The 11493-nt window shown below is 63.9% G+C and carries 12 protein-coding genes; 7 read left to right on the plus strand and 5 right to left on the minus strand.

Annotated features, from left to right (window positions below):
- Positions 1-253: 253 nt before the first annotated feature.
- A complete protein-coding gene (locus WBR57_RS13695; RefSeq protein ID WP_424084270.1) occupies positions 254-1564 on the plus strand; it encodes an MFS transporter in 1311 nt (436 codons plus the stop codon).
- Between the two features lie 84 nt (positions 1565-1648).
- Here the strand turns inward: WBR57_RS13695 and purT are convergent, their stop codons facing one another.
- The 5 genes from purT to WBR57_RS13720 all read right to left on the minus strand — a co-directional run bounded on the left by purT (position 1649) and on the right by WBR57_RS13720 (position 4893).
- The gene (gene purT / locus WBR57_RS13700) at positions 1649-2830 is read right to left on the minus strand and encodes a formate-dependent phosphoribosylglycinamide formyltransferase (RefSeq protein WP_424084271.1); all 1182 of its coding nucleotides are present in this window, start codon (positions 2828-2830) and stop codon (positions 1649-1651) included.
- 70 nt (positions 2831-2900) lie between these two features.
- Complete coding sequence (locus tag WBR57_RS13705) at positions 2901-3368, minus strand: preQ0 transporter (protein ID WP_424084272.1); 468 nt, start codon at positions 3366-3368, stop codon at positions 2901-2903.
- A 149-nt stretch (positions 3369-3517) separates the two neighbouring features.
- Positions 3518-3733, minus strand: coding sequence for a DUF1289 domain-containing protein (locus WBR57_RS13710; protein ID WP_424084273.1), 216 nt, complete (start codon positions 3731-3733; stop codon positions 3518-3520).
- Positions 3730-4254, minus strand: a complete 525-nt coding sequence (locus WBR57_RS13715) for a gamma carbonic anhydrase family protein (protein WP_124433906.1) — start codon at positions 4252-4254, stop codon at positions 3730-3732. Before WBR57_RS13715 ends, WBR57_RS13710 begins: the two co-directional genes overlap by 4 nt.
- 36 nt (positions 4255-4290) lie before the next feature.
- Positions 4291-4893, minus strand: a complete 603-nt coding sequence (locus WBR57_RS13720; RefSeq protein WP_424084274.1) for a CoA pyrophosphatase — start codon at positions 4891-4893, stop codon at positions 4291-4293.
- Between the two features lie 146 nt (positions 4894-5039).
- Here WBR57_RS13720 and WBR57_RS13725 point away from each other — a divergent pair, with 146 nt between their 5' ends.
- The 6 genes from WBR57_RS13725 to ptsP form a co-directional block, all read left to right on the plus strand.
- On the plus strand, positions 5040-5588 hold the full coding sequence (locus tag WBR57_RS13725; RefSeq protein WP_424084275.1) for an NUDIX hydrolase: 549 nt from the start codon (positions 5040-5042) through the stop codon (positions 5586-5588).
- Positions 5589-5624: 36 nt separating this feature from the next.
- On the plus strand, positions 5625-6128 hold the full coding sequence (locus WBR57_RS13730) for a L,D-transpeptidase family protein (RefSeq protein WP_424084276.1): 504 nt from the start codon (positions 5625-5627) through the stop codon (positions 6126-6128).
- A 263-nt stretch (positions 6129-6391) separates the two neighbouring features.
- On the plus strand, positions 6392-7123 hold the full coding sequence (locus WBR57_RS13735; protein WP_424084278.1) for a GntR family transcriptional regulator: 732 nt from the start codon (positions 6392-6394) through the stop codon (positions 7121-7123).
- Between the two features lie 12 nt (positions 7124-7135).
- Entirely contained in the window at positions 7136-8242 is a 1107-nt protein-coding gene (gene nagA / locus WBR57_RS13740; protein ID WP_424084277.1) for an N-acetylglucosamine-6-phosphate deacetylase, read from the plus strand.
- Positions 8235-9245, plus strand: a complete 1011-nt coding sequence (locus WBR57_RS13745) for an SIS domain-containing protein (RefSeq protein ID WP_424084279.1) — start codon at positions 8235-8237, stop codon at positions 9243-9245. Before nagA ends, WBR57_RS13745 begins: the two co-directional genes overlap by 8 nt.
- 29 nt (positions 9246-9274) lie before the next feature.
- The coding region (ptsP, locus tag WBR57_RS13750) for a phosphoenolpyruvate--protein phosphotransferase (RefSeq protein WP_424084280.1) at positions 9275-11493 on the plus strand (2219 nt) is incomplete at its 3' end.

Consider the following 11493-nt stretch of genomic DNA (forward strand, 5'->3'; position numbering starts at 1 on the left):
GATTTGCAGCGTTTGATAGATCGTGACTGAGCCTCTTGTTGGATCCGCAAACCCCTTCCTATAATCGGTGCGGCTTACCAGAGCCCCGCCCGACCGCGTGCTACCCGCACTGAACGCGTCCAGGCAATTGCCGCAACGTGTCTGCCCGGTGTTTGCTCCCATCCCGAGCCACCCCGCTTACACCCCTGACCCATGGGTGTTCGACCAATAATAATCCGCGTCCAAACGCGCAATGACTGTCAGGGATACTGCCATGAGCACCACCTATAACGAGGCCGCGACCGCCGCCCCGACCAACTCGACCGCCCGCGTTGCCACCGCGAGCATCGTCGGCACTGCCATCGAGTTCTACGACTTCTACATCTACGCCACCGCCGCAGCGCTGGTGATCGGCCCGGTGTTTTTCCCGCAGACTTCCGGCACCGCGCAGATGCTGGCGTCGTTCCTGACCTTCGGCATCGCCTTTATCGCCCGCCCGCTGGGTTCGGCGCTGTTCGGCCACTTCGGTGACCGCATCGGGCGCAAATCCACGCTGGTTGCCTCCCTGCTGCTGATGGGCGTGTGCACCACGTTGATCGGCTTGTTGCCCGGTTATGACAGCATCGGGGCCTGGGCGCCGATCCTGTTATGTGTGCTGCGTTTCGGCCAAGGCCTGGGCCTCGGCGGGGAATGGGGCGGCGCGGCGTTGCTGGCCACCGAAAATGCGCCAAAGGGCAAGCGCGCCTGGTTCGGCATGTTCCCGCAACTCGGCCCTTCGATTGGTTTTCTCGCGGCCAACGGCCTGTTCCTGATCCTGGCCATGAGCCTGAACGACGAGCAGTTCCGCAGCTGGGGCTGGCGCATCCCGTTCATCCTCAGCGCGGCGCTGGTGATGGTCGGCCTGTATGCACGCCTGAAACTGCACGAAACCCCGGTGTTCGCGAATGCCGTGGCGAAAGAAAAACCGGTCAAAGTGCCGCTGGTGGAACTGTTCAGTCAGCATTGGTTGCCCGTGCTGCTGGGCGCGGCCTCAATGGTGGTGTGTTATGCGCTGTTCTACATCACCACCGCATTTTCCTTGAGCTACGGCGTTTCAACCCTGGGCTACAGCCGCGAAACCTTCCTCGGCCTGCTGTGCTTTGCGGTGCTGTTCATGGGGTTGGCTACGCCGTTGGCGGCCCTGGCCAGTGATCGCTGGGGGCGCAAGCCGGTGTTGATCGTCGGCGCGGTGCTGGCGATTCTGTCGGGCTTCACCATGGAGCCGTTGCTCACGCATGGCTCGACCTGGGCCGTGGCGCTGTTCCTGGCATTGGAGCTGTTTCTGATGGGCGTGACCTTCGCGCCGATGGGCGCCCTGCTGCCGGAACTGTTTCCGACCCGCGTGCGTTATACCGGCGCTTCGGCGGCGTATAACCTGGGCGGGATTGTCGGGGCATCGGCCGCACCGTTCTTCGCGACCAAGCTGGTGGCGATGGGCGGGCTGAGTTATGTCGGCGGGTATGTGTCGGCGGCAGCGTTGCTCAGCTTGATGGCTGTGCTGTGCCTGAAAGAGACGCGGGATAATGATTTGAACAAGGTGGACTGATAGACCGCTATCGGGGGCAAGTTCCCCCCACATTTTGAGCTGTGACTACAGTCAAGTGTGGGAGGGGGCTCGCCCCCGATGCTTTTAGAGCTCTACAACAACCGCCTTCGAAGCACGGGTCGCCTTGGCCCGAGCCGCCTCAATCGACTCATCCCGCGCCAACGCCACGCCCATGCGGCGCTGGCCGTTCACTTCCGGTTTGCCAAACAGACGCAACGCCGTGTCCGGCTCGCTCAACGCGGCGCCGAGGTTGGCGAACGCGGTCTGCGTCGACTGCCCTTCCACCAGGATCACCGCCGAGGCCGAAGGCCCGAACTGGCGGATCAACGGAATCGGCAGGCCGAGGATAGCGCGTGCGTGCAGCGCGAACTGCGACAGGTCCTGGGAAATCAGGGTCACCAGACCGGTGTCATGCGGGCGCGGCGACACTTCGCTGAACCACACTTGGTCGCCCTTGATGAACAACTCCACGCCAAACAGACCACGGCCACCCAGCGCCTCGGTCACGGCCTTGGCTACCCGCTCGGATTCCGCCAGGGCAATCGGGCTCATGGCTTGCGGCTGCCAGGATTCCTGGTAATCGCCCTTCTCCTGACGATGGCCAACCGGCGCACAGAAGGTGGTGCCGCCGATGTGGCGCACGGTCAGCAGGGTGATTTCGTAGTCGAAGTCGATAAAGCCCTCGATGATCACGCGGCCCTTGCCGGCTCGGCCACCTTCCTGGGCGTAATCCCAGGCTTTCTGCACGTCGTCGGTGCTGCGCAGCAGGCTTTGGCCCTTGCCCGACGAACTCATCACCGGCTTGACCACACACGGGAAGCCCAGGTCCTGGACAGCCTTGCTGTAGTCCTCGAAGGTGTCGGCGAAGTGGTACGGCGAGGTCGGCAGGTCCAGCTCTTCAGCGGCCAGGCGACGGATGCCTTCGCGGTTCATGGTCAGCGAGGTGGCACGCGCAGTCGGGATCACGGTGAAGCCTTCGGCCTCCAGCTCCACCAGGGTGGCGGTGGCGATGGCTTCGATTTCCGGCACGATGAAGTGCGGCTTTTCGGCTTCGATCACGGCACGCAGGGCGGCGCCGTCGAGCATGTTGATCACGTGGCTGCGGTGCGCCACCTGCATGGCCGGCGCGTTGGCGTAGCGATCCACGGCAATCACTTCAACGCCCAGGCGTTGCAGTTCGATTACCACTTCCTTGCCCAGCTCACCGCAGCCACACAGCATTACGCGGGTCGCGGTTGGCGACAATGGAGTTCCGATTCGGGTCATCTCAGGTCCTCAGGGGAGCGGATCATGGTGGAGAAAGGCCGGCATTTTACATGAACTGTAAAAATTGGCCTCAGTTGGCGACGGCGCGCCTGCGCACACGCCAGGCCATGATCAGCCACACCACGGTGACCCCGGCGAATTTGGACACCAGCGCGGTGCCCGCCACGGCTGGCGTCAGCGCACCGATCAGGCCGAAAAAGATGAACGTATCGAGGGGAATGCTCAGCGCCGAACTTATCCACAGGCGGTCATGCAGCGGGCGTTTGGTGATGCTGAACACCAGCCAGTCGATGCACTCGGACACCGCAAACGCCGTGGCGCTGGCCAGCGCGATAGACGGGTCGGAGGTGATGTACGACAGCACCAGCGCCGCCAGCATGGCCAGGATCGCGCCGTGGCCGAAGCGGGTTTGCACCATGTCGCGCAGGATAAACACCAGGCCACCCCAGGCGGACCAGATGACATCCAGGTGGGGAGCTGTGGAAAAGGCGAAGTTGATCAGCACGACGCTGCTGATGTAGGCGATCAGGAAGAGCATGGGGATGGACCTGTGAGCAAGGGCCACAGGGTACTTCACATTTGGAAATATGTCGTCTGGGAGGGCCCTATCGGGGGCAAGCCCCCTCCCACCTTTTAATGTATTCACAAATAAGATGTGGGAGGGGGCTTGCCCCCGATAGCGGTCTGTCAGACGCCGGATTTCCTGGGCATCATCCACACCAACCCGCTCGCCTTCGCCCGCTCATGACACAACCCCAGCACCACCCGGCGCTCGGCATTGTCCATGCGGCTCCAACGCGTGATTTCATCCACAGTACGCTGGCAGCCAGTACAGATGTCGTCATCATCCAGCGCGCAAATGCTCACGCACGGCGAGGCAACAGGCCGTTCAACCGCACTCATTCTTCCTGCTCAACCAGATCACGCGCATACCGCTGCGCGTTATGCACATAGTGCGCGGCGCTGGCTTCGAGCATGCGTTTCTGCGCCTCGGTGAGTTCACGTACCACTTTGCCCGGCGAGCCCATCACCAGCGAGCCATCGGGAATTTCCTTGCCTTCGCCGATCAGCGAATTGGCGCCGATGATGCAGTGCTTGCCGATCTTCGCACCGTTGAGGATCACCGCGTTGATGCCAATCAGGCTGTAGTCGTCGACGGTACACCCGTGCAGCATGGCGTTATGGCCGATGGTCACGCCGGTGCCGAGGGTCAGCGGGTAGCCCATGTCGGTGTGCATCACGCTGCCGTCCTGCACGTTGCTGTTCTTGCCGATCAGGATCAGTTCGTTGTCGCCACGCAACACCGCGTTGAACCAGACGTTGGCGCCCTCCTCCAGCTTGACCTTGCCCACCAGCGTGGCATTCGGGGCCACCCAGCTGTTTGGATGGGTCTCGACGCGGGCGTCGCCCAGGCGGTATTTCATGGTTTTCCCTCACGGCCTTGCCATTCAAACGATGGCTTAGATATTGATGAAGCTTTTGGGCGGTTGGTGCAGGCTGATCTTTGCGTCGTCATAGAGCAGGTTGATCAGCTCGACGATCATGATCGCGGTCAGCCCCCAGATCTTGTATTCGCCGAACCGATAACTGGGCACATACCAGCTGCGGCCCTGGTAGTCGATTCTGTGGGTATGTTCGCGCGGGTCCTGTCGGAAAAAGTCCAAGGGCACGCTGAAAACCGCCGCAATTTCGGCATCGTTGGCCAGGTATTCAACGTAATCCGGGATCACCCCGACATAGGGCGTGACCCGGATGCCATGCAGGGAGATCAGCGGGCTCAGCGGGCCGATCACCTCGACCAGACCGGGCGGCAGGCCGATTTCTTCTTCCGCTTCACGCAGCGCGGTATAGATCAGGTCCGGGTCTTCGGGGTCGCGGCGCCCGCCGGGAAAGGCCACTTCGCCGCCGTGGGTCGACAGGCCGCTGGCGCGCAGGGTCAGGATCAGCTCAGGTTCGTCACTGCGGGTAATCGGCACCAACACCGCGGCCTCGGGGAAACGCCCGTCGGTTTCCAGCGTGTGGGGGGTGTGATTGCTTACCCGGCGAAGTAGCTCGTCCAGCATGAGTCATCTCGGTCTGTTGGCTACCTTGCATCATGCACCAAAGCGTGCGGGCGCCCAACCCCAAAACCGGGACGGTGTCGCTAAACGACAACTTGCAGGGCCAGGCACGCCAAGCCAAGATAGGCGCACTTCTCAGGAACCCCAGCATGAACTTCTGCAGCCAGTGCGGTAAACCGGTGACCCAACGCATTCCCGAAGGCGACGCCCGCCTGCGTTTTGTGTGCGATCACTGCTCGACCATTCATTACCAGAACCCCAATATCGTCGCCGGCACCGTGCCGGTATGGGGCGATAAAGTGCTGCTGTGCCGCCGCGCCATCGAGCCGCGCCTGGGCTATTGGACCCTGCCCGCCGGCTTTATGGAAAACGGCGAGACCGTCGAGCAGGCCGCCGTGCGCGAAACCCAGGAAGAAGCCTGCGCCCGCGTGCGCAACCTGAGCATCTACACCCTGATCGACGTGCCGCATATCAACCAGGTGCATATCTTCTACCGCGCCGAGCTGGTCGACCTGGACTTCGCCGCCGGCCCGGAAAGCCTTGAAGTGAAGCTGTTCGACGAAGCCGACATCCCTTGGTCCGAGCTGGCTTTCCGCACGGTCGGGCGTACCTTAGAATACTTTTTCGCCGACCGTCGGCAGCAGTCCTACCCGGTGCGCAGCGAAGCCGTGCCACCTATGTCCAAGCCCGCCCAATAACACGTGCGCAGCTCGTCGCCCAAGGGAACCGTTTTAATGCGTTGGTTGCTTGCTCTGATCTGCCTGTCGTTTGCCACGCTGTCGCCCGCTGCTATCGAAGTGACCCTGGGCGGCAAGCCTGTCGATAAAGTCCTGGTACTCAAATCCGCCCATCAACTGCAGTTGATCAGCGACGGCCAGGCCCTCAAGACCTACCGTATTTCGCTGGGCAAGAACCCCAAGGGCCACAAGCTGATCGAAGGCGACCGCCGCACGCCCGAGGGTTTCTACTGGATCGACTGGCGCAAGGTCAGCGACCGCTTCAACCTCGCCATGCATATTTCCTACCCCAATATCAGCGACGCGGCCCGCGCCCGCCGCGACGGAGTGAAGCCCGGCAGCATGATCATGATCCACGGCACGCCCGACAGCGCAGACTACCCGGAGCAGTGGTTCCACACCCTGGACTGGACCGACGGCTGCATCGGCATGCGCAACGTGGACATGCGCGAAGTCTGGAGCCTGGTCAAAGACGGCACCCTGATCGAGATTCGGCCCTGATCGTCGACCGCTGGTAAAATAATTCGAAAATAATTCCTGCCCCTGGCAGCACCTGCCGGTGAATACCAATTCATCGCGCGGGCTGCGCGCTTCTGCGTGCAATAAAGACCTCTCTAATACCACTTGAGACCAGGCACCATTTAAGGGCCCTGAAACCGCTGCGTGCACCCTTTTCGTGGCGTTGACATGGTATTTAAGTGGTATTAGCTTGCGACCACTACCGGGCGACAACACTCCAATAACCGCATCGGAAACCGAACATGATGAACCCCATCCTGGCCCTGCGCCCCGACGACAAGCAATCGACCCCGCTGTACCTGCAACTGGCCCGCAGCCTTGAAGCGGCGATCCAAGCCGGCCAGTGGAAATCCGAGCAGGCACTGCCCTCGGAGCGCGCCCTCAGCGAGCAACTGAGCATTTCCCGGGTCACCGCGCGCAAGGCACTCGAAGTACTCTTCGAACAAGGCTTGATCCGTCGCAGCCAAGGCTCTGGAACCTTTATCACGCCGCGCCTGGAACAACCCTTGTCGCGCCTCTCGGGCTTCAGCGAGATGCTGCGGCTGAAAGGCTTCGTACCGGGTTCGCAGTGGCTGGAGCGCGACATCACCTCGCCCACCCCCGAAGAGTTGATCCGCCTGTGCCTCTCGCACACCGACAAGGTCGCGCGGCTCAAGCGCTTGCGCAAAGCCGATGACACGGTGATGGCGATTGAAATGACCGCGATTCCCGCCTCGGTATTGCCCAACCCGCAACACCTCGGCAGCTCCTTGTACGAATACCTCGAAAGCATCGGCAAACCCATCGTCCGCGCCCTGCAACACATCCAGGCGATCAACGCCTCGGACGAGTTCGCCAGGCTGGTCGGCATCGCCCCCGGCACCGCCATGCTGCTGATGACCCGGGTGGGCTACACCGCCGACAACACGCCGATTGAAATCACCGACACCTACTGCCGCAACGACTACTACGACTTCGTCGCAGAGCTTCGACGCTAGAGAGAACTGTCCATGTCCGAAGACAACATACTCACGCCCCAAGGCTGGGTGCGTGGCCGCCTCGTGCACGCCCACGGCAAGGTCAGCGCCATTGAGGGCGAGCCTTGCGACCCGGCCGACAACGACCTGCCCTACCTGCTGCCGGGCTTTATCGACCTGCATGTGCACGGCGGCGGCGGCAAAGACATCATGCAAGGTGCCGAGGCGTTCCAGACCATCACCCGCACCCACGTGCGCTTTGGCACCACCTCGCTGCTGGCCACCACCATGACTGCACCGGCGGACGAAATCTCCCGCGTGCTCGGCGAACTCGGCAGCTACTGCGAGAGCCGCCCGGCCGGCACCGCCCGTGTGCTCGGCGTGCACCTGGAAGGGCCCTACATCAACCCCGGAAAGCTCGGCGCGCAACCCAATTTCGCCCACACCGCATTAATGGCCGAAGTTGAGGAATACCTGCGCCTGGCGCCGATCCGGGTGATCACCATCGCGCCGGAAATTGCCGGCCACGACGGCCTGATCCGCGCCCTCAGCGAACGCGGCGTGCGCATGCAGATCGGCCACACCCTGGGCAGCTATGAAGAAGGCGTAGCGGCCCTGGCCGCCGGCGCCACCAGCTTCACGCATTTGTATAACGCCATGAGCCCGCTGCATCACCGCGAGCCGGGCATCGTCGGCGCCGCGCTGGCCCACGCCCAATACGCGGAACTGATCCCGGACTTGCTGCACGTACACCCCGGCGCGATCCGCGTGGCGTTGCGTTCGATCCCGTGCCTGTACTGCGTCACCGATTCCACCGCCGCCGCCGGCATGCCCGACGGCGAATACAAGCTCGGCAGCCACACCGTGACCAAATGCCTGGGCGGCGTGCGCCTGGCCGACGGCACCCTGGCCGGCAGCACCCTGACCATGGACCAGGCGCTACGCAACCTGGTGAAGATCGGCCTGCCGATCAGCGAAGCCTCACAACGCCTGTCGCAATTTCCGGCGGACTACCTGGGCCTGGAACAACGCGGCCGCCTGCAACCCGGCAGCTTTGCCGACTGCGTGCGCCTGGACCGCGCCCTGTACCTCACCGACGTAATGGTCGAAGGAGACACCATTGACTTCAAAAATGCTTGAAGAGGCCCTGGCCTCCTGTGACGCGGTCGCCGCGCAACTGCAACGCCTGGCGCCGCTGCTGGAGGACGTCGCCGGTCGCCTGCGCCGCCAGCCGCCGCACGTGGCGATGACCATCGCGCGCGGCAGCTCGGACCACGCCGCCAGCTACTTCGCTTACTTGGCCATGCAGCACGTGGGCATTCCGGTGGCGTCGTTGCCGATGTCGGTGGTGACCTTGTTGCAGGCGCCGTTGAAAGTCAGTGGCCAGGTCGCGTTCGGTTTCTCGCAGTCGGGGCAGAGCCCGGACCTGGTCAACAGCCTGCGCCTGCTGCGCAAGCGCGGGGCCCTGAGCATTTCACTGGTCAACGCCGAAGACTCGCCGCTGCAAGCCGCCTGTGAATTCCATGTGCCGCTGTGCGCCGGGCCGGAACTCAGCGTGGCCGCGACCAAAAGCTTTATCGCCACCCTCAGCGCCAGCGCGCAGTTGATCGGCCACTGGAACCAGGAAGCCGACTTGCTGCACGCCTGCCACGCCCTGCCCGATGGCCTGCGTGAAGCGGCTTCTCAGGACTGGACCCTTGCCATCGACGCCCTGCGCGGCTGCCAGCAATTAATGGTGATCGGCCGCGGCGCCGGTTTTGCCATCGCCCAGGAAGCCGCGCTCAAGCTCAAGGAAACCTCGGCGATCCAGGCCGAAGCCTTCAGCAGCGCCGAAGTGCGCCACGGCCCGATGGCCTTGATCGGCGCGGACTACCCGCTGCTGGTGTTCGCCCCGCGCGGCGCCGAGCAAGCCGGCCTGTTGAGCCTGGCTGCCGACATGCGTCAGCGCGGCGCCCGTGTACTGCTGGCCGCGCCGGACGATATCGCCGAACGCGACCTGACCCTGAGCCGCGCCGAACACCCGAGCCTGGACCCGATCCTGGCGACTCAAAGCTTCTACGTAATGGCCGCCGGCCTGGCTGAAGCCCGAGGCATGGACCCGGACCAGCCGCGGCACCTGAGCAAAGTTACCCGCACTCACTGAGTGGCGTTTTCCTGATGAGTACCGTGCCCATGCCCTACAACAATAATGAACTGACCCTCAGCGCCCCTCTCACCGGGCCGGTGCTGACCCTGGGCAACGTTCCCGATGAAGTGTTCGCCAGCGGTGCGATGGGCGATGGGATTGCCATCGACCCTCTGAACGGTTGCCTGCACGCGCCGTGCGACGGGGTGATCATCCAAGTCGCGCGGACCAGCCATGCACTGACGATCCGCGCCGAAAACGGGGCCGAACTGCTGATGCATGTGGGCATCGACACCGTCGAGCTGAATGGCGAAGGGTTCGCGCTGCTGGTCAAGGAAGGTGCACGGGTAAGCCAGGGCCAGGCGCTGGTGCAGTTTGACCTGGACCGCATTGCGCGACAGTGCAAAAGCCTGATCAGCCTGATCATTCTCACCAATGGCGAGGGGTTTGAGTTGCAGCCGGTGGCGGGCAAAACCGTCAACGTCGGCGAGCCGTTGTTGCGCATTGTGACGCGCGCGACCGAGGCGCCGCAGCCGGCTGTGGATAACGCCATGGCCGAGGCCAGCGCCAGCGTGCGCATCACCCACCGTGGCGGTTTGCATGCGCGCCCCGCCGCGCTGATTCGCAAGACCGCGCAGGGCTTCAGCAGCCAGGCGCAGTTGCACTTGGGCGGCAAGTCGGCGGCGTGCGACAGCCTGATCGGTTTGATGGGCCTGGGGATTGGCGAAGGCGACGAGGTCCGCGTGACCTGTCGCGGCAAGGATGCCGAGGCGGCGTTGCAGGCGTTGGTCGCGGCCTTGTCTGTCACCCTCCAGCAAGCACACCACGCGCCGGTTGCCGCGGCGCCACGCCGGGCCAATACCGAAGCCGGCGTATTGGAAGGTGTCTGCGCAGCGCCAGGCCTGGTCTGCGGGCCGCTGTTCCGGTTGGCCGGGATCGAACTGCCTGTCGACACCGGCAACCACGCCGCCGACGAACAACTGCAACGCCTCGATGTGGCCCTGGAGCACGTGCGCAGTGAAATCCGCGCCACCCTCGACCACGCTCGCCAGCGCAACAACCTTGAGGAAGAAGAGATCTTCGCCGCTCACCTTGCGCTGCTGGAAGACCCGGCGCTGCTGGACGCGGCCACCACCGCCATCGAACACGGCAGCGCCGCCACCCACGCCTGGCGCGATGCAATCCAGGCGCAATGCGCGGTGCTGTTGGCCTTGGGCAAACCGCTGTTTGCCGAGCGCTCCAATGACCTGCGCGACTTGCAACAGCGCGTGCTGCGCGCCCTGCTGGGTAAAGCCTGGCACGTCGAATTGCCCGCTGGGGCGATTGTCAGCGCCCATGAACTGACGCCTTCGGACCTGCTGCAACTGAGCGCACAACAAGTGGCCGGCATCTGCATGGCCGAAGGCGGTGCCACCTCACACGTGGCGATCCTGGCGCGCGGCAAAGGCCTGCCGTGCGTGGTGGCGTTGGGCGCCGACGTGCTCGACGTGCCCCCAGGCCAGCGCGTGGTACTGGATGCCAACAACGGTCGCCTGGAACTGACGCCCAGCGAGGCGCGTCACGCCGAAGTCCATCAGCTTCGCGACGCGCACACCCTGCGCCGTCAGCAGCAACAGGCCCAGGCCCGGCAACCGGCGCGCACCACCGATGGCGTCAGCATCGAAGTGGCCGCCAATGTCGCCTCCAGCGCCGAGGCCCGGTTGGCCTTTGAAAACGGCGCCGATGGCGTCGGCCTGCTGCGCACCGAATTCCTGTTTGTCGACCGGCGTACCGCGCCGGATGAGCAGGAGCAACGCCAGGCTTATCAGGCCGTACTGGATGCGATGGGCGACAAGTCGGTGATCATCCGCACCATCGACGTGGGCGGTGACAAGCAACTCGACTACCTGCCGCTGCCCGTCGAGGCCAACCCGGTGCTGGGCCTGCGCGGAATTCGCCTGGCCCAGGTGCGCCCCGAAGTGCTCGACCAGCAACTGCGCGCCCTGTTGCAAGTGTGCCCGCTGGAACGCTGCCGCATCTTGCTGCCGATGGTCAGCGAAGTGGACGAACTGCTGCAGATCCGCCAGCGCCTGGACGAACTGTGCGCCGAGCTGCAACTGACCCAGCGCCCGGAGCTGGGGGTGATGATCGAAGTGCCCGCCGCCGCGCTGATGGCCGAGCAACTGGCCGAGCACGCGGACTTTTTGTCGATCGGCACCAATGACCTGTCCCAGTACACCCTGGCCATGGACCGCGACCACGCAGGCCTGGCCGCGCGGGTCGATGC

Origin of the sequence: Pseudomonas sp., from assembly GCF_049590575.1 — a bacterium.
GTDB lineage: Bacteria > Pseudomonadota > Gammaproteobacteria > Pseudomonadales > Pseudomonadaceae > Aquipseudomonas.

Coding starts and splice junctions, on each gene's coding strand:
- WBR57_RS13695 (WP_424084270.1), top strand. CDS start 254: ATGAGCACCACCTATAACGAGGCCGCGACCGCCGCCCCGACCAACTCG.
- purT (WP_424084271.1), bottom strand. CDS start 2,830: ATGACCCGAATCGGAACTCCATTGTCGCCAACCGCGACCCGCGTAATG.
- WBR57_RS13705 (WP_424084272.1), bottom strand. CDS start 3,368: ATGCTCTTCCTGATCGCCTACATCAGCAGCGTCGTGCTGATCAACTTC.
- WBR57_RS13710 (WP_424084273.1), bottom strand. CDS start 3,733: ATGAGTGCGGTTGAACGGCCTGTTGCCTCGCCGTGCGTGAGCATTTGC.
- WBR57_RS13715 (WP_124433906.1), bottom strand. CDS start 4,254: ATGAAATACCGCCTGGGCGACGCCCGCGTCGAGACCCATCCAAACAGC.
- WBR57_RS13720 (WP_424084274.1), bottom strand. CDS start 4,893: ATGCTGGACGAGCTACTTCGCCGGGTAAGCAATCACACCCCCCACACG.
- WBR57_RS13725 (WP_424084275.1), top strand. CDS start 5,040: ATGAACTTCTGCAGCCAGTGCGGTAAACCGGTGACCCAACGCATTCCC.
- WBR57_RS13730 (WP_424084276.1), top strand. CDS start 5,625: ATGCGTTGGTTGCTTGCTCTGATCTGCCTGTCGTTTGCCACGCTGTCG.
- WBR57_RS13735 (WP_424084278.1), top strand. CDS start 6,392: ATGAACCCCATCCTGGCCCTGCGCCCCGACGACAAGCAATCGACCCCG.
- nagA (WP_424084277.1), top strand. CDS start 7,136: ATGTCCGAAGACAACATACTCACGCCCCAAGGCTGGGTGCGTGGCCGC.
- WBR57_RS13745 (WP_424084279.1), top strand. CDS start 8,235: ATGCTTGAAGAGGCCCTGGCCTCCTGTGACGCGGTCGCCGCGCAACTG.